Source organism: Chitinolyticbacter meiyuanensis, from assembly GCF_008033135.1.
GTDB classification, from domain to species: Bacteria; Pseudomonadota; Gammaproteobacteria; order Burkholderiales; family Chitinibacteraceae; genus Chitinolyticbacter; species Chitinolyticbacter meiyuanensis.
The window spans coordinates 1,019,966-1,037,162 of record NZ_CP041335.1 but is presented as its reverse complement, the minus strand read 5'-3'; the positions used below and the strand labels follow the sequence as shown (position 1 = coordinate 1,037,162).

The window sequence follows — 17,197 nt, the reverse complement described above, 5'->3', positions numbered from 1 at the left end:
GTCAGGCCACGGCCTGGAGCACTCTCTCGTCGGACGCCTGCAATCGCAGCCGGTACGCCACCAGCGCAGCGATGCTGACGATGGGCAGGTCATGCCGCCGCGCGAAGCGGAACAGCGCCGGCCGGCGCGCCATGCTGCCGTCGTCGTCGACGATTTCGCACAGCACGCCGGCGGGTGTGCGCCCGGCCAGCACCGCCAGATCGAGCGCCGCCTCGGTATGGCCGCGCCGCCTCAGCACGCCGCCTGCGCGATAGCGCAAGGGGAATACGTGACCGGGGCGAGCGAAATCGTCTGGGCCGATACAGGGGTCCGCCAGCGCGCGCAACGTGGCGGCTCGGTCGGCCGCGCTGATCCCCGTACTGGTGCCATGCCGGTAATCGACGCTGACGGTGAACGCCGTGCCATGCGATTCACTGTTCTCCGCCACCATCAACGGCAGGCGCAGCGCATCCAGCCGCTCGGGCAGCAAGGCCACGCATACCACGCCGCTGCTGTGGCGCACCAGAAAGGCCATCTGCTCGGTAGTGATCGCGTCAGCGGCGATGATCAGGTCGCCTTCGTTCTCGCGGTCGGTATCGTCCACCACCACCACGAAGCCGCCGGCCGCGATGGCGGCGACGGCGGCATCGATCTCGTCGAAACGCTCGTTCATGTCGGCTCCGGTCATGAGTAGAACGACGGCTTGGGATGGCGGGCATTGAGCCGCCAGTCACCGAGCTCGCGCAACTTGTAGTCGAATGGATCGTGCAGCGTGTGCACGCGCAGGTTGCGCCAGTAGCGATCGAAGCGCAGCGCGGCGGTGGTGGCACGCGCGCCGCATACCTCGAACATGCGGCTGGTGAGATCCAGCCCCACGCGCCCAGCGGCCACCTTGGCCGTAGCCACAGCCACCGCCACCTCGCCACGCTCGGCCTCGGTCAATGCCACGTCGCGCGCCCAGGCGGCATCAAACAGCGCGGCAGCGCGGTCGGTCAGCAGCCGTGCGCCTTCGAGGCCGACGTGGAATTCGCCGTAGTGCGCGAGGATATAGAGATCCTCGCTCGCCGATTCGGCTGGCGAGGTATACCAGCGCCGCGTCTGCGTGCGGGTGTAATGCCCCGCCTCGGCAATGGCGCCTTCGGCCAGCCCCAGGTAGAGGTTGGCCAGCACCAGTTGCGCCAGCAGCGGGCGCAGGCTGGCGAATGGCGTGGACAGCGGGCCGGGGTCGGACAGGATTTCGTCCTCCTCGACGCGTACCGCCTCAAAGGAGACGCTGCCACTGTCGGTCTGGCGCTGGCCCATATTGTCCCAATCCTGGAACACGGTGATGCCAGCGCGGTTGGTGGACACGGCAGCGATCACCAGCTTGTCGGCGCCGGGCTGGATGGCGGAGGCGATCAGCATGTCCGAATCGGTTGCGCCGGAGCAGAAGCTCTTGCGGCCATTGAATTCGCGCCAGCCGGCGTGCGGCGTGCTCACGGTGCGCTCGTCCAGCGGATTGAGCGCATTGCCCCAGAACCAGCGCTGGCGCACGGTGGCCTCGAACCAGGGCTGCCACTGCGCGGGCCGGCCGAATAGCCGTGTGGTGGCCAGCAGCAGGTGGTGGAACGCGAACAGATGAGCAACCGAGCTATCGACGCGCGCGATCTCGCGGGCCACAGCCAGCGTTTCCTGCCAGTTGGCGCCGTCGCCACCGTGTGCTTGCGGCACCGACATCGCCAAGAGGCCACTGGCGCGCAGCAGATCGCGCTCGGCCTTGGGGCTGCCACCGTCGCGATCGCGCTGGGCGGCCGTACGGGCAAAGCTATCGCACAGCTCACGCACAGTCAGCGCGCGGCGTTGCGCCGGATCGGGAGCGGTATTCGGGGATGCGTGCATCAGGCGGGCTCCTTCGCGTTGGCGGGCAGGATGTCATTGGCGATCATTTCGCCGAACGGGCCCGTGAGGTTGGTCTGCCCTGCCCGCTCGCGCTGCACGATGGGCAACAGCGGGAACAGCAGCTCGGCCACGCGATAGGCTTCTTCCAGGTGCGGATAGCCGGAGAAGATAAAGGTCTCGATGCCGAGGTCGGCATACTCCCGCATTCGCGCCGCCACCTCCTCGGGGCTACCGACCAGGGCGGTGCCGGCACCACCGCGCACCAGGCCGACACCGGCCCACAGGTTGGGTGAGATTTCCAGCGCATCGCGCGAGCCGCCGTGCAAAGCAGCCATCCGTTGCTGCCCCACTGAGTCGAAGCGAGCGAATGCCTGTTGTGCGGCGGCGATGGTGTCGTCGGTCACGTATTGGATCAGCTCCTCAGCAGCACGCCACGCCTCGGCACTGGTTTCGCGCACGATCACATGCAACCGAATGCCGAATTTCACGGTGCGGCCAAGCTCAGCAGCCCGTTCGCGCACCGCGGCGATCTTCTGCGCCACCGCAGCCGGCGGCTCGCCCCAGGTGAGGTAGACATCGACCTGCTCCGCGGCAAGTTCGACCGCCGCATCGGATGAGCCGCCGAACCACAAGGGCGGGTAAGGCCGCTGCACCGGTGGATACAGCGCCTTGGCGTTCTCGACGCGCAGGTGCTTGCCGCTGAAATTCACCGTTTCGCCGGCGGCCACGCCGCGCCAGATGCGCAGGAATTCGTCGGTCACCTCGTAGCGCTCGGCGTGGGTCAAAAAGCTGCCATCACCATGCTGCTCGTCCGGATCGCCCCCGGTCACCACGTTGAGCAACAACCGTCCGCCAGATAAACGATCGAGGGTGGCAGCCATGCGTGCCGAAACCGTGGGCGAGATGATGCCAGGGCGGATAGCGACCAGAAACTTCAGGCGCTCGGTCAGCGCAGCAAGCGAGGAAGCCACCACCCACGCATCCTCGCAGGAACGGCCGGTGGGAATCAGCACGCCCTCGAAGCCGAGCTCGTCCGCCGCCTGCGCCACTTGCCGCAGGTAGGCGTGATTGACCACGCGCGCACCAAGGCTCGTGCCGAGATAGCGGCTATCGCCATGCGTGGGGAGAAACCAGAACAACTGCATGAAACACTCCTGGAGCGGGAATCAGGCGGCTATCCAGAGCAGGGAGCGTGCCAAGCCCCGCACTGCTGGCATTTGCAGGGAATCGATCCGCGCCACAGGTTCCAGCATGCTGATGCAACAGCAATCGGCTGCCGCTTCTGCTTCTCCAGCAGCAGATTTGACCCGGGCTGCGCCCCGCGGACACGAACGCTCCTGCCTTGAGACTTCCTCGGTTCAGGCAGCGTGCACAAAAACCAGCAACAACAGCACGCATCTGCTGATTTTTCAGCACACCGATCCGCATGTACGCCTCATGTTTCGCCTATCGCAGCGCGGCAAGGTTCTGGCACGAAGCGTGCTCCAGCAAGCGGGTGCTGCCTGCGCAGCAATCGTTGAGGAAGCCTTTTGAACAGTCCGCACCTGCCACCGTCCTACCTGCTCGATTCCGAGCGTACCCAGTCCGCCGAAGACATCGCCCGTCAGCTGGCGCTGGCCTTTGCCGCGACCGCAGCCGAGCGCGACCATCGCGGCGGCACGCCCAAGATGGAGCGTGATGCGCTGCGCGCCAGTGGCCTGCTGCGCCTGGCCATTCCCGCCGAATTCGGCGGCGCCGGCGGCGATTGGCCCACCGTGATGCGTACGGTGCGCCTTCTGGCGACCAGCGACAGCTCGGTGGCGCATGTCTATGCCTTTCACCACCTGATGCTGGCGACGGTGCGGCTGTTTTCCCGCCCCGAGCAGTGGCAGCCCTGGTATGAGCACACCGCTGCGCACGACTGGTTCTGGGGCAACGCGCTCAATCCGCTCGACGAGCGCACTGTCGCCAGACGCTGCAACGGCTGGCGCGAATTCTCTGGCCGCAAGAGCTTCTGCTCGGGCGCGCTGGATTCGGAGATGTTGATCGCCTCCGCACTCGATCAGGACACGCGCCAGTTGCTGGTCGCGGCCGTGCCCACGCTGCGCAGCGGCATCACCGTGCTGGCCGACTGGGACAACATCGGCCAGCGCCAGACTGACAGCGGCAGCGTGGATTTCGAACGGGTACGCGTGGAAGAGCACGAGATCCTGGCCGATCCCGGCCCTTTGTCGACGCCGTTTTCCTGCCTGCGCCCGCTGCTGGCGCAGTTGATCCTGGCCAACATCTACCTCGGCATCGCCGAGGGTGCGTACAGCGATGCCCGGTACTACACGCTGAACGAGGCCCGTGCCTGGCACCGCGCTCAGGTCGACCAGCCCTGGCAGGACCCGTATGTGCTCAACCACTACGGCGAGTTCTGGGCCGGGCTGGAAGGCGTGCGCTGCCTGATCGAGCGGGCGGCAGAGCACTTCGATGCGGCCTGGCGCCAGGGCGAGGCACTGAACGAGGCCGGTCGTGGCGAGGTGGCACTGGCCATCGCAGCAGCCAAGGTGGCGGCCACGCGCGTGGGCCTCGATGTAACCAGCCGCATGTTCGAGGTCACCGGCGCCCGCTCCACCCATGCCGGGCTGCGGCTGGATCGCCACTGGCGCAACCTGCGTACCCACTCCCTGCACGACCCGGTCGACTACAAGCTGCGTGAACTGGGCGAGTGGGCGCTGCTGCAACACTATCCCACTCCGAGCTTCTACTCATGAACGCACGCTACCGCGACCAGGACGGCGATGACGCCCCGTTGATCACCCTGCCGAACTCACAGGCACTGGCCACGTCGATCCGCGCCACCGCCCAGGTGTTCGACGATCCCAAATCAGTGGCGCTGCTGGGCCGGATTCGCCAGGTGGCACCCAGCGAAGCCAATGTGCTGATCATTGGCGAGACCGGCACCGGCAAGGAGCTGATCGCACGGCATGTGCACGCGCTCAGTCATCGGGCAAACGGGCCCTTCGTGGCCGTGAACTGCGGCGCGTTTTCCGAATCGCTGGTCGAAAGCGAGCTGTTCGGCCATGAGAAAGGCGCCTTCACCGGCGCGTTCTCGGCCAAGGCCGGCTGGTTCGAAGCCGCCAGCGGCGGCACGCTGTTCCTGGATGAGATCGGCGATCTGCCCATGAGCATCCAGGTAAAGCTGCTGCGCGTGCTGCAGGAGCGTGAAGTGGTGCGGCTGGGCTCGCGCAAGGCGGTACCGATCGATGTCCGGGTGATCGCAGCGACCAACGTACGGCTGGAGGAAGCGGTGGCCGCCGGGCATTTCCGTGAGGATCTGTTCTACCGCTTGCGCGTGGTGAACCTGGAGCTCGCCGCCCTGCGCGATCGGCCGGGCGACATCCTGCCGCTGGCCCGCTACTTCGTCGATGAATACCGGCGGCGCCTGGGCTATGGCAAGGTGGGCATCGCCGCCGATGCCGAGCACAAGCTGCTGCAACATCCTTGGCCGGGCAATATTCGCGAGCTGGAAAACGCCGTGCATCATGGCCTGCTGGTCTGCCGCAACCAGGTATTGCGCGGCGATGATCTGCATCTGTCGTCGCTACAGTTGCGACGCGCCGGCACCGCGGCCAGCGTACCGCCCGATGCCACAGTACAGCTGGAACAGGCACTGCTCGCATTGTTCGAGGAAAACCGCGAGGCGCTGTTCGAGCAGATCGAGGAGATCGTCATGCGCACTGCCTACCATCACTGCCATCGCAACCAGGTGCAGGCAGCCAAGCTGCTTGGCATCAGCCGCAACATCCTGCGGGCGCGGCTGATCAAGAACGGCGAGATCGATGCCTTGCGCTGACGCGATTCATTTTTCTAACCGATACTCATAAAAAATTATTAAGACATAAAATCAAATTATTTTTTGAAATATAGACTCCCCCATATAGTGGCCGCATGACCTCGTCCCCCCGAAGACGAAATGCAAAGGAAGTGCCGCCATGCCCCAAGTGCTCCAAGACGTCGGAAGTACGACGCCAGAACCCTCCGCGGTCCTCGAATCGGCGCGTGCCCAAGCCCGCGCCTCCCAGCTGGGCTACGCCGGTGGCATCCAGCCGGCCGAGGCCTGGGCATTGTTTTCCAGCGGCGCCGCCAAACTGATCGACGTGCGCACCGCCGAGGAGCGCAAGTTCGTCGGCCATGTACCAGGCAGTGGCCACGTTGCCTGGCAAATCGGCGCCGCGCTGCAGCCCAATCCGCGCTTCGCGCTTGAACTGGGCAAGTTCGCTCGCAAGACCGACACCATTCTGCTGCTGTGCCGTAGCGGCAAGCGCTCAGCCGCCGCCGCCGAGGCAGCGACCCGCGCCGGTTACACCGACGTATTCAACGTGCTCGAAGGCTTCGAGGGCGATCTCGATGCCGGACAGCAGCGTGGCGCATCCAACGGCTGGCGCCATGCTGGTCTGCCCTGGGTGCAGGACTGACCCACCTACGGAAATCTGCCCATGACCTTCACCCCGCCCGCCCGCAACGACCAGGATTGGTCCTGGGATCTGGACCAGGTGGTTACCGAGTTGCACGACGCCCGTCGTCGTTGGCGCGCCAAGCACCAGCGCAGTCCATCGTCGGGCGAGCGCGAGTTCCCTTCGCGCGATGCCTTGCGCATCATCGTGCATGACCTGTGCGGCGTGCTGTTCCCGATGCGGCTGGGGCCGGTGGAGTTGCGTCAGCAGGACGAGGATTACTACGTCGGCTACACACTGAACCAGACGCTGAACGCGCTGCTCAAGCAGCTGCAGCTGGAACTGGGCCTGGTGCGGCCCCGCAACGCCGCTACTGGCATCGCCGCCCAGGCGCAGGACATCGTCGGCCGCTTCGCCGCCGCCCTGCCTGCCCTGCGCGCCCTGATCGACACCGATATCGAAGCGGCCTACCGGGGTGACCCGGCCGCGCGCAGCGTCGATGAGGTGCTGCTGTGCTATCCGGGCGTGCACGCCATCATTCTGCACCGGCTGGCGCATGAACTTTACCGGCTCGATGCGCCGCTGCTCGCACGCATCATCGCCGAGATCGCGCATACCGAGACCGGGGTCGACATCCATCCCGGTGCACAGATCGGCAGCGATTTCTTCATCGATCACGGCACCGGCGTCGTGATCGGCGAGACCGCTGTCATCGGTCAGCGCGTCCGGCTCTACCAAGCGGTGACGCTCGGCGCCAAGCGCTTCGATTACAGCGAAGATGGATCGCTGCAGAAAGGCAATGCCCGCCACCCTATCGTCGAGGACGATGTGGTGATCTATGCCGGCGCCACCCTGCTTGGCCGCATCACCATTGGCCAGGGCTCGATCATCGGCGGCAACGTTTGGCTGACCCGCAGCGTGCCGAACGGCAGCCACATCACCCAGGCGAATGCCGATACCCGCAGCGGAGTGCCCGCATGAATGCCGCCCCGCCAGTGCTTGGCCGGCAGTTCGGCCAGGTGATCCGCCGCTGGCGGCGCCAGCACCACTGGTCGCAGGAGGCACTGGCCGAGCGCGCCGACCTCAACCGCTCTTATCTGGGCGAGATCGAGCGCGGCGATGCCATGCCTTCGCTCGATACTGCGGCCAAGCTGGCGCGCGCGCTGGGGGTGAAGCTCTCGGTGCTGATTGCGTTCTGCGAATAAACAGCCCGCTCGGTGTCATCGGTCCACTTGCTGACGTGATCAATCGCCGCGCGCATGTGGCGTTGCGTTGTGCTGCATGGACCATGGCGACGCTTGCTGCCACGACTCAAGCCCCAATTCAGCCTGCCGAAACAAATATTTCTCGATTTTGATGGCGATAGCATGTTGAGTCGTCATCCTGCTTTTTGGATATTTGCTTATAACTTTTCAGCACTATTCCAACCACCCGCAGGACACCACCATGGCCGACCAAGACGTGCAACTGGCCCTGGGCGACAACGCCGCCCGCCAGTTAGCCAACGCCACCAAAACCGCTCCCCAGCTTTCCACCATTTCTCCACGCTGGCTGGTCCATTTGCTGCAATGGCTACCGGTCGAGGCTGGCATCTATCGCCTGAACAAGGTGAAGAACCCGCTCGATGTGCGTGTCGGCTGCTCGCAGCGTGACGAGGCAGAATTGCCGCGCACCTTCGTCGATTACGACGAGGCACCGCGTGAGCTGTTCCTGAATGCCGTCACCACCGTGCTCGACGTACACACCCGCGTCTCGGACCTCTACTCCAGCCCGCACGACCAGATCAAGGAACAGCTACGCCTGACGATCGAAACGATCAAGGAGCGCCAGGAATCCGAGCTGATCAACAACCCGGAATACGGCCTCTTGGCCAACGTGGCCGAATCGCAGCGGATTTCGACGCTGACCGGCGCACCGACGCCTGACGATATGGATGACCTGCTCACCCGCGTGTGGAAGGAGCCGGGCTTCTTCCTCGCCCACCCGCTCGCCATTGCCGCCTTCGGCCGCGAGTGCACCCGTCGTGGCGTGCCGCCGCCCACGGTCAGCCTGTTCGGCTCGCAGTTCCTCACCTGGCGCGGCATTCCGCTGGTGCCGTCGGACAAACTGCCCATCGTCGACGGCAAGACCAAGATCCTGCTGCTGCGCACCGGCGAAAAGCGCCAGGGCGTGGTCGGCCTGTTCCAGCCGGGCCTCGCCGGCGAACAGAGCCCAGGCCTGTCGGTACGCTTCATGGGCATCAACCGCAATGCCATCGCGTCCTATCTGATTTCGCTGTATTGCTCGCTGGCCGTGCTCACGGACGATGCCCTGGCCGTGCTCGATGACGTGGAGATTGGCAAGTACCATGACTATCCAGACACCTACAAGTAATCTGCTGCTGCCCGCAGGGGGCGCTGCGGGCTTGCCGGGTGAAGGGGAACTCTCCCGGCTGGCGAGCGAGCTGTTCGCGCTGCTGCCGGGCCAATCCGCAGCCTCGTCCGCGCCACAACGCGCTGCGCCGACGCTGGAGCCGACCGGCGCCAGCATCCCGGTCGATGCCGGTCGTGCCGGCCAGCAGACGCTGGCCGTGCCGCAGGCTCCGGCCTCGCACCAGCCCGCCGTTGGTGGCGGCGCCCTGCCCGGCGCGCCGAGCACGCCGTATTACTTCCTCGGCGAAACCGGCAGCGATCCGCTCGACGGCCTGGCCGCCCAGGCACTCGGTGGCGATGCATTGCGTGGCGGGCCGAATGGCCTGCCCGGCAACGACGCGCTGGCCGCATTGGTGCTGGATATCGACTTCGGCCGGCCCAGAACCACGCACGCGCAGTTCGCGCCGGCAGGCAGCTACTACTTCCTGACGCCGGATGGCTTGCAGCGCGGTAACGATGCCACCGCCCACCCGCAAGCGACACGGCCACCGTTCGATGTGAACGCGGTGCGGCGCGACTTCCCTATCCTGGCCGAGCGGGTCAACGGTAAGCCATTGATCTGGCTGGACAATGCGGCAACCACGCAGAAGCCACGTGCGGTGATCGATCGCCTGGCGGAGTTCTACGAGCACGAGAACTCCAATATCCACCGTGCGGCGCACGAGCTGGCTGCCCGTGCCACCGATGCCTACGAGGATGCGCGACAGACGGTCGCCCGCTTCATCGGCGCCCGTTCGCCCGAGGAGATCATCTTCGTGCGCGGCGCCACCGAGGCGATCAATCTGGTGGCGCAGACCTTCGGCAAGCAGCAGATCGGCGCCGGCGACGAGATCATCGTCTCGCACCTGGAACACCACGCCAACATCGTGCCCTGGCAACAGCTGGCGGCCGAAAAAGGCGCGAAGATCCGCGTGATCCCAGTCGACGACGATGGCCAATTGCGGCTGGACGAGTACCAGAAGCTCCTGAGCAGCCGTACCAAGCTCGTGGCAGTGACGCATGTGTCGAACGCGCTGGGCACGGTGACGCCAATCGAGCAAATCATCCAGCTTGCCCACACGGCAGGTGCCAGGGTGTTGATCGATGGTGCGCAATCGGTGTCGCACCTGCGGGTGAACGTGGCCGCGCTCGATGCCGACTTCTTCGTGTTCTCCGGCCACAAGGTGTTCGGGCCCACCGGCATTGGCGTGGTCTATGGCAAGGCCGAGCTCTTGGAGACGCTGCCCCCCTGGCAAGGCGGGGGCAACATGATTGCCGACGTCACCTTCGAGAAGACAGTGTTCCAGCCAGCCCCCATGCGCTTCGAGGCCGGTACCGGCAACATCGCCGATGCCGTGGGGCTGGGCGCTGCGCTCAAGTATGTGGAGCGGCTGGGGCTCGACAATATCGCGGCCTATGAGCATGGTCTGCTCGAATACGCCACGGCGGGCCTCAAGACCATCCCCGGTCTGCGGCTGATCGGCACGGCGCGCGAGAAGACCAGCGTGCTCTCCTTCGTGCTGCCGGGTTACCGTACCGAGGAAGTCGGCCATGCGCTGAACGAGGAAGGCATCGCCGTTCGCTCCGGCCACCATTGCGCGCAGCCCATCCTGCGCCGCTTCGGGCTGGAAGCCAGCGTGCGGCCGTCACTGGCGTTCTACAACACCTGCACCGAGATCGATACGCTGGTAAATGTCGTGAGTCGGCTGGCGCACGCGCGGCGCTGATCGTTTTTGCACGCACTTGAGGCCGGCCCAGCGCCGGCCTTTTTTACTTGTCGCCAGATTGCAGCAGGCTGCGTATCGGGTTGCTGCAAAAAACGCAGTAGATGGTTCAACTGCCAGTCATATCGCGGCTTGCAGGCTGGAACGAAGCTTGCTCAAGGCAAAGCTCCATTTCGCCAGCGCGCCGCCATGACCCTCCTGCAACGCAACCGCCTCGCCCTGCGCCCGCTCACCCCGGTGATCGGCGCCGAAGTCAGCGGCATCGACCTGCGCCAGCCGCTCGATGCCGATACCGTCGCCGAACTTCAGGCCGCGATCAACCGCTGGAAAGTGCTGTTCTTTCGTGATCAACCCATCAGCGACGAAGACCATCTGCGCCTAGGCCGCTACTTCGGCCCGCTGACGCCGGCCCACCCCATCGCCGACGGCCTGGAATCCCATCCGGAAATCTGGGAGCGCCACGCCAGCGAGTACAAGAAGCACCGGCCGGACCTCGGCATCCCCACCAGCAAGCCGCCGCGCGACTACAAGGGCTGGCATATCGACATCACCTTTGTCGCCAATCCCAACAGCTATTCCATCCTGCGCGGCATCGAGATTCCCGCCTACGGCGGCGATACGCTGTGGAGCAATCTGGTGGCCGCTTATGATGGGCTGTCGCCGCGCATCCAGTCGCTGATCGACGGCCTGCAGGCGGTACATCGCACCGGCAGCTACGACGCAGGCAGTGGCCCGCGCGTGCGACGCGATGGCAAGCCGGCCGGCCCCTTCGCCGCGCTGCACCCGCTGGTGCGCGTCCATCCGCACACCGGCGAGAAGGTGCTGTTCGTCAACCCGGGCACCACCAGTCACATCGTTGGCCTGCGCGAGCGCGAAAGCCAGGCGCTGCTCGATCTGCTCGCCGAAGAGGTAACCCGGCCCGAATACCAGGTGCGCTTTCACTGGAGCCCGCACGCACTGGTGATCTGGGACAACCAGGCCACCGCCCACGCTGGCCCAATCGACTATGCCCACTTCGACGCGCCACGCACGGTGCGCCGCATTACGGTGGCTGGCGAATTGCCGGTAGGGCCCGATGGCTTTCGCTCGCAGCCGCTGGAAGGCGAGCTCTTTGGCGTGATCGGCTGATGTCCATCGCCGCCGTTGTCTTCGACCTCGACGACACCCTGCACGACAAGTCGGCCACGTTGCGACTGTTCGCGCTGCAGCAGTACGACCGCTACACCTTGCGCCAGCACGGCGTGGGCGAACGCGACTGGCTGGCACGCTACGTAGCGCTACACACGGAGCTGTTGCCCAAGCCCGCGGTCTTTTTGGCACTGGGCCAGGGCTTCGGACTGCCGGCTGAGCTCGTCGACACGCTCGCCACCGATTTCGATCACCGCCTTGGTCTTCATGCCGTGCCGTTTCCCGGTGCGCGGGAGCTGGTCCATGAAGCCCGGGCCGCCGGTGCGCTGACGGCGCTGCTGAGCAACGGGCGCGATGCCTTCCAGCGCAGCAAGCTCGCCGGTCTCGGCCTCGCATCCGCCTTCGACGTGGTGCTGACCTCCGGCGCCGCCGGCACCAGGAAGCCCGCCGCGACGCTGTTCGAAGCCCTGTTCTGCCAATTGGCCGCCTTGCGCCCCGGCCTGCGCCCCGCCGACGTTGCCATCGTGGGCGACAGCCTGGCGCACGACATCCGTCCTGCGCGCACCCAAGGCTGGACCACGCTGTGGAAATCGCCGCTCACCGACGCCAGTGCCGATTTCAGCAGCCCGCAACTGCTGCAGATCCACCATCACCTGATTCCGCTGATTCGACCCACTACCCCACAGGAGTACCGCTATGGCTGACTATCAACTGCAGGGCAAGCGCGCCATCGTCACCGGCGGCAGCCGCGGCATCGGTCGCGTGATCGCCCGCACGCTGGCGCTGGAAGGCGTCGACGTGGTGATTTCCGCGCGTGGCCGCGAGGCACTGGAGCGCACTGCGCAGGAGCTTGCAGCCGAGACCGGCCGCCGCATCGTGCCGGTAGTGGCTGATACCACCAGCAAGTCCGAGGTCGACGCGCTGGTCGCACGCACCGTCGAGGCGCTCGACGGTGTCGACATCCTCGTCAATGCCGCCGCCCTGCCCGGCGGCATTTCCACGGCCACCGGCATCAGCGAAATCATCGATGACGATGTGCTGCTCGACCTCGACGTGAAGGTGGTCGGCTATCTGCGCACCGCCCGTGCCGTGGCGCCACTGCTGGTCGAACAGGGCTGGGGCCGCATCATCAACGTCGGTGGCCTCGCCATCCACAAGACCGGCCGGCCGGTGGCCACGCTGCGCAACGTGGGCGTGGCCGCCATCACCAAGAACCTGGCCGATGAACTGGGGCCGAAGGGTGTCAATGTCGTCGCGGTGCATCCTGGCGCCACCCGCACCGAGCGTACCGACTCGGCCGCCGAAGCCCGCGCCGCGCAAGGCAACAGCATCGGCCGAATCGTCGACGCCAGCGAAGTCGCCGCAGTGATCGCCTTCCTCGCCTCGCCGCTGTCGGTGGCCATCAACGGCGATGCCATCGCTGTGGGAGGCGGCTCGCCGGGAACCATCCATTACTGAAATAGGGTGCGTACAGGACCTGAAAAACTGCCCCGCCCCACCCGACTCGGCCTGGGTGCAGGCCGGTACATTGAATGATCTGGCGCAGATCAAGCGGTGGGGTACGATGGATGGACAGCAAAGTAAAATGAGTGCACCTCGCACGCAACTGAAAACCCATGCCAGAAACCGCCCCGCTTGATCCTGCCCTCGATCGGCGCATCGTCATCATCGGCAGCAGCGGCGCCGGCAAAACCACGCTGGCGCGGCAGCTGTCGGGGCGATTGAACGCGGCCATGTTCGATCTCGACGAACTCCACTGGGGCCCGGACTGGACACCAAAGCCGCGCGACGAATTCGTCGGCGCCCTGCAACAGGCTGCCACGGGCGAAGTCTGGACCGCCTCGGGCAACTACCAGAGCGTGCGCGAGCTGCTCTGGTCGCGCGCCACCACGCTGATCTGGCTGGACTACCGCTTTGCCACCGTGTTCAGCCGTCTGTTCGTGCGCTCGGTGCGCCGCCTGCTTCACCGCGAGGTGCTGTGGCAGGGCAATCGCGAATCATGGCGCGCCACCTTCAGCTCACGGCAATCCATCCTGTGGTGGCTGCTGACCACCTATCACCGACGGCGGCGCGAATACCGGCAGCTGCAGCGCAGCGACGCCTATCCGCACCTGCGCTGGATCGTGTTGCACACACCGGCCGAGGCCGAGCGACTGCTCGCTGCCACCCCCCTTCGCGGGCAAAGTGATCCAGAGCGAACCGGCACGCCCAACAACGAGATTCCTTCATACCGTCATGGCCTTCGATGACCTGTTCCGCCTCAGCTGTCACGCCGTGATCACCGACGATCAAGGCCGTGTACTGCTGCTCAAATCCACCTACGGCACCCAAGGCTGGGGCCTGCCCGGCGGTGCGCTCGATCCTGCCGAAACCATCCACGAGGCCTTGCTGCGCGAGTGTTACGAGGAGCTGGGGGTGGAGATCCGCATTCGCCACCTGACCGGCGTGTATTACCACGCCACCTACAACGCCCAGGCCTTCGTGTTCCGCTGCGAATTGCCCCAGGGCGCCCGGATCAGGCTCAGCAGCGAACACAGCGAACACGCTTACTGGGTCACTGCCGACCTCAGCCCGGTGCAGCAACGGCGCATCCGCGACTGCCTGGCCTTCGCAGGAGAGGTGCAAAGTGCCCGTTTTTGAGCTCCGTACCGCGCAAGCCGGTGATGAAGCCGCCATGGCGAGTCTGCTTGCCGAGCTGGGCTATCCACAAGCCAATCTGGCCCACATGACCACGGTATTGACCCGGCTGCATGGCCCACACGACCGCCTGCTGTTGGCCGACAGCGGCAGCGGCTTGCTGGGCCTGATCGCCATCCACCTGCTACCGCAGCTGCACGCGCCCGGGTTGCTTGGCAAGGTAACCGGGCTCGTCGTTACGGCCGATGCTCGCGGCCAGGGCGTGGGCCGTGCGCTGCTGGATGCTGCGGCCCGATTCGCCCGCAGCCAAGGCGCGGTGCGAATCGAGATCATCAGCGGCAACCACCGCCCCGAAGCGCACGCCTTCTACCAACACCTCGGCTACCAGCGTACCGAGCAAAGCCGGTTTTTAGCGCAGCTTGTCGGCAAGGATGGCACCTGATGTTCGCTGTTTCGATCAAGGGCGTGCTGTCGAACCCCGAGCGACAGATCCTGCTGCTGCGCAACGAGCGCGACGAATGGGAGTTGCCCGGCGGGCGCATCGAGATGGGAGAAACACCGCAAGAACGCCTGGCGCGTGAATTCGATGAAGAGCTGGGCCTGCAGGTGATCACGCTCAGTACGGCGTTGTTCGAGGTCATTCCTGGGCGGCACATGTTTCTTGCCTGCTATCGCTGTGCGCTGGCTGGAAACTACGCACCACGCCTCAGTGACGAACACCAGGCGTGGCAAGTCTTTGCGCCGGATCGCTTGCCCCACGCGCTGCCTTGGCCGTACCGCGAGGCCATTGCCTGCATGCTGACCAGCTGATCGGTGTTGTGGTTTGAACAGGTCGGCGAGATTGCTGACTGGATTTCACCACCCCGGCCCACGACCGGGCCGTGGCAGGTGACCCGGAGTGTGGCATGTGTCTTGCTCGGTGCTCGCATCCCTCAGCAGAACACGCCAGGCGATGAGCAAAGCATCGACAAGTAAAGGCGGGGCCATCCTCTATCGCGAGGCCTCTGCCGCCGATGGGGCAGCCATCGGACTGCTGCACGCGCAATGTTGGCTGGGCGAAGCAGCCGACAAGGCTTTGGCGCGCACCATCGTGAGCGAGCGGCAGGCACTCTGGCGAGAACGCAGCGCCCGGACCGATCCGGCAACGCGGCTGGTGGTGGCCGAATCGGGTGGCGAGCCCATTGGCTTTGCCTGCGCATACGCCCGGCGTGATCCGCAGTTCGGCAGCCTGCTCGACAACCTGCATGTGGCCAAGGCCTGGCAGACACAAGGTGTAGGCAGCGCCTTGCTGCGCGATATTGCAGGCTGGTCGGCGGCTGTGGCACCCGACGATGGGCTTTACCTGTGGCTGCTGCCGACGAACCGCGCGGCACGGGCGTTCTACCTGCGCCGGGGCGCCGGCGCGTTGATCACTGCAAACGAGCACGCAGCCGCACGCGCGGCCATGCTGCGTTTTGGGTGGCGCCGGCCCGCCTCGCTGCTGGCCGGGCAGCATTGATGCCGCCAGCGCTGCAGCTGAGCAAGATGGCACCACACTCGCTCAAGCACGCGCCCACATCCGCAGCTTGAATACACCGCGCCATTGCGCCAGCGCGATGCCGACCAGCATCAGCACAATGCCGGCCACCTGATGCCAGCCCAGCTGCTCGCCCAGAATGGGCAGGGCAAACAGCGCGCTGAACACCACGCCGCAGGCGGAGAACACGGCGGCCTCGTAGGAGCGCAACGTGCGCAGCAAGTGCTGGTACACGCTCTGGCCGAAGGCGATCCCCACCACCGCGTAAAGTGCAATCACCAGCAGGTGCTCGCCCTCGACAGCGGGCAGGCCATGACTGGTCCATGCGCCATGCACGATCACCGGCAGCCCACCCAGCCACAGCGTGAGCATGGTCAACTGCGCCGCCGGCACGCGCTCGCCAACGCGCAAGGCGAGCTTGCGTACCAGGATGTTGTTCAACGCCAGGAGCATGATGCCGATCACCAGCAGACTGGCGCCATAGAGTTCGCCCGGTGGCGGCGCGCTACGAAAGAACACGCTGACCCCGGCTAGCGCCACCAGCGCGCCGACCATTTGCCACAGCGAGGGGTGCTCGCGCAGCAGCAATACCGACAGCACCATGGTGGCGATGCCGACGAAGTTCACCAGATACGCATGCGTGGTGGCCGGCAGGTCATAGAGGCCTACCAGGAACAACAAACGCCAGCCCAGGAAAGTGTTGATGCCGATGGCGGCCACATAGGTCCAGCTGCGGGCATCGAGCCGGGGCACGCGCAGCGTTCCCGCGCGTACAAGCTGGTAGAGCGTCAGAGTGACCAGGGCTACCGCCAGCTGCAACCAGTAGAAGGTGTGGGCCGGCACCGCACGCAGCACGCCCTTGCTCAGCACCACCATCAGGGAGCCGGACAGGATGAGTAGCAACAGCTGCAGGATGGCGACGAGGCGCGGCGGCATGGCGGGGTTCCGGCAAAAGGCATGAGGGCAGCAAGGGCCATGCCAGGGTCCAAGCCGTTTGCAGCCATCATCTTGCCCCATCGACCTGCTTGAATCTGCGCATCAACTGCTCAACGTGCTGTGTTTTCAGCATCCAACAGGCTGTCTGCCAGCCAGCGCCCAGATCAATGTAGGCGTTCTGGTTCGGCTTGCCCGGTTCAATCTGCCGCAGCGTAATGCCACCGGTGCGCCCAGTTCAGCATCGCCCGACCGCAGAATGCCTTGCCATTGTCGGTCCGGATGATCTGCGGCAAGGTATGTGAGACCGCTCATCAATCCAGTTGCCGCGTCAGCACTTCGCCGCTGATAGCGCGTTCCGGAAGCACCGCGACGGCTTTGTGGGTGGCATCGTCCACCATGGTCAGGCATTTGACCACCCGGCCTTCAGCGGTGCGGTCGAACACGAAGTCCATCGACCAGACTTCGTTGGCGGTCAGCGGGCGCAGCAGCAGTTGCCGCTCGGCCGGCGGTACCTTCTTGGGAAGACACCGCACGACATGTGGTGGTACTCCAGATAACCACTTGTCGGACATGCGCCGCGGCAGCCCT

At 65.5% G+C, this 17,197-nt stretch carries 20 protein-coding genes and 1 pseudogene; 16 read left to right on the top strand and 5 right to left on the bottom strand.

Annotated features, from left to right (window positions below; translation table 11 throughout):
- Position 1: 1 nt before the first annotated feature.
- From ribB to ssuD, 3 genes are read right to left on the bottom strand one after another with little or no spacing between them, the layout of a single operon-like run.
- On the bottom strand, positions 2-667 hold the full coding sequence (ribB, locus tag FLM21_RS04960; RefSeq protein ID WP_246120825.1) for a 3,4-dihydroxy-2-butanone-4-phosphate synthase: 666 nt from the start codon (positions 665-667) through the stop codon (positions 2-4).
- Entirely contained in the window at positions 664-1,857 is a 1,194-nt protein-coding gene (locus FLM21_RS04955) for an acyl-CoA dehydrogenase family protein (RefSeq protein ID WP_148714505.1), read from the bottom strand. Before FLM21_RS04955 ends, ribB begins: the two co-directional genes overlap by 4 nt.
- Positions 1,857-3,002 (bottom strand): FMNH2-dependent alkanesulfonate monooxygenase, encoded by a 1,146-nt coding sequence (ssuD, locus tag FLM21_RS04950; RefSeq protein WP_148714504.1) that lies wholly within the window; start codon positions 3,000-3,002, stop codon positions 1,857-1,859. Before ssuD ends, FLM21_RS04955 begins: the two co-directional genes overlap by 1 nt.
- Here ssuD and FLM21_RS04945 point away from each other — a divergent pair.
- The 16 genes from FLM21_RS04945 to FLM21_RS04870 all read left to right on the top strand — a co-directional run bounded on the left by FLM21_RS04945 (position 3,001) and on the right by FLM21_RS04870 (position 15,655).
- Positions 3,001-3,390: a hypothetical protein gene (locus FLM21_RS04945; RefSeq protein ID WP_148714503.1), complete on the top strand. Its 390-nt coding sequence runs from the start codon at positions 3,001-3,003 to the stop codon at positions 3,388-3,390. The genes ssuD and FLM21_RS04945 overlap by 2 nt on opposite strands.
- A complete protein-coding gene (locus FLM21_RS04940) occupies positions 3,387-4,595 on the top strand; it encodes an acyl-CoA dehydrogenase family protein (protein ID WP_222846777.1) in 1,209 nt (402 codons plus the stop codon). Before FLM21_RS04945 ends, FLM21_RS04940 begins: the two co-directional genes overlap by 4 nt.
- Positions 4,592-5,677, top strand: a complete 1,086-nt coding sequence (locus tag FLM21_RS04935) for a sigma-54 interaction domain-containing protein (protein WP_148714502.1) — start codon at positions 4,592-4,594, stop codon at positions 5,675-5,677. Before FLM21_RS04940 ends, FLM21_RS04935 begins: the two co-directional genes overlap by 4 nt.
- Before the next feature lie 139 nt (positions 5,678-5,816).
- On the top strand, positions 5,817-6,299 hold the full coding sequence (locus FLM21_RS04930) for a rhodanese-like domain-containing protein (RefSeq protein ID WP_148714501.1): 483 nt from the start codon (positions 5,817-5,819) through the stop codon (positions 6,297-6,299).
- A gap of 21 nt (positions 6,300-6,320) precedes the next feature.
- On the top strand, positions 6,321-7,259 hold the full coding sequence (gene epsC / locus FLM21_RS04925) for a serine O-acetyltransferase EpsC (RefSeq protein WP_148714500.1): 939 nt from the start codon (positions 6,321-6,323) through the stop codon (positions 7,257-7,259).
- On the top strand, positions 7,256-7,483 hold the full coding sequence (locus tag FLM21_RS04920) for a helix-turn-helix domain-containing protein (protein WP_148714499.1): 228 nt from the start codon (positions 7,256-7,258) through the stop codon (positions 7,481-7,483). The genes epsC and FLM21_RS04920 overlap by 4 nt, the downstream gene beginning before the upstream one ends.
- Before the next feature lie 241 nt (positions 7,484-7,724).
- Positions 7,725-8,651 (top strand): family 2A encapsulin nanocompartment shell protein, encoded by a 927-nt coding sequence (locus FLM21_RS04915; RefSeq protein ID WP_148714498.1) that lies wholly within the window; start codon positions 7,725-7,727, stop codon positions 8,649-8,651.
- Positions 8,626-10,395: a family 2A encapsulin nanocompartment cargo protein cysteine desulfurase gene (locus FLM21_RS04910; protein WP_148714497.1), complete on the top strand. Its 1,770-nt coding sequence runs from the start codon at positions 8,626-8,628 to the stop codon at positions 10,393-10,395. The genes FLM21_RS04915 and FLM21_RS04910 overlap by 26 nt, the downstream gene beginning before the upstream one ends.
- A 186-nt stretch (positions 10,396-10,581) precedes the next feature.
- Positions 10,582-11,520 carry a TauD/TfdA dioxygenase family protein gene (locus FLM21_RS04905; RefSeq protein WP_148714496.1) on the top strand — a complete coding sequence of 313 codons (939 nt, stop codon included), beginning with the start codon at positions 10,582-10,584 and terminating at the stop codon, positions 11,518-11,520.
- Entirely contained in the window at positions 11,520-12,224 is a 705-nt protein-coding gene (locus tag FLM21_RS04900) for an HAD family hydrolase (RefSeq protein ID WP_148714495.1), read from the top strand. The genes FLM21_RS04905 and FLM21_RS04900 overlap by 1 nt, the downstream gene beginning before the upstream one ends.
- On the top strand, positions 12,217-12,978 hold the full coding sequence (locus FLM21_RS04895) for an SDR family NAD(P)-dependent oxidoreductase (RefSeq protein ID WP_148714494.1): 762 nt from the start codon (positions 12,217-12,219) through the stop codon (positions 12,976-12,978). Before FLM21_RS04900 ends, FLM21_RS04895 begins: the two co-directional genes overlap by 8 nt.
- 158 nt (positions 12,979-13,136) lie before the next feature.
- Positions 13,137-13,769 (top strand): P-loop NTPase family protein, encoded by a 633-nt coding sequence (locus FLM21_RS04890; RefSeq protein WP_148714493.1) that lies wholly within the window; start codon positions 13,137-13,139, stop codon positions 13,767-13,769.
- Positions 13,756-14,160 (top strand): NUDIX hydrolase, encoded by a 405-nt coding sequence (locus FLM21_RS04885; RefSeq protein WP_148714492.1) that lies wholly within the window; start codon positions 13,756-13,758, stop codon positions 14,158-14,160. Before FLM21_RS04890 ends, FLM21_RS04885 begins: the two co-directional genes overlap by 14 nt.
- A 34-nt stretch (positions 14,161-14,194) precedes the next feature.
- Positions 14,195-14,599, top strand: a complete 405-nt coding sequence (locus FLM21_RS04880; RefSeq protein ID WP_148714491.1) for a GNAT family N-acetyltransferase — start codon at positions 14,195-14,197, stop codon at positions 14,597-14,599.
- The gene (locus FLM21_RS04875; RefSeq protein ID WP_148714490.1) at positions 14,599-14,967 is read left to right on the top strand and encodes an NUDIX domain-containing protein; all 369 of its coding nucleotides are present in this window, start codon (positions 14,599-14,601) and stop codon (positions 14,965-14,967) included. Before FLM21_RS04880 ends, FLM21_RS04875 begins: the two co-directional genes overlap by 1 nt.
- Positions 14,968-15,109: 142 nt before the next feature.
- Positions 15,110-15,655, top strand: coding sequence for a GNAT family N-acetyltransferase (locus FLM21_RS04870; RefSeq protein WP_148714489.1), 546 nt, complete (start codon positions 15,110-15,112; stop codon positions 15,653-15,655).
- 42 nt (positions 15,656-15,697) lie between these two features.
- On the opposite strand, the gene FLM21_RS04865 is transcribed toward FLM21_RS04870, so the two are convergent.
- Both FLM21_RS04865 and FLM21_RS04860 read right to left on the bottom strand, forming a co-directional pair.
- Positions 15,698-16,609: a DMT family transporter gene (locus FLM21_RS04865; RefSeq protein WP_187360097.1), complete on the bottom strand. Its 912-nt coding sequence runs from the start codon at positions 16,607-16,609 to the stop codon at positions 15,698-15,700.
- Positions 16,610-16,772: 163 nt separating this feature from the next.
- A pseudogene (locus tag FLM21_RS04860) lies at positions 16,773-17,127 on the bottom strand (DDE-type integrase/transposase/recombinase); the annotation flags it as partial.
- Positions 17,128-17,197 lie beyond the last annotated feature (70 nt).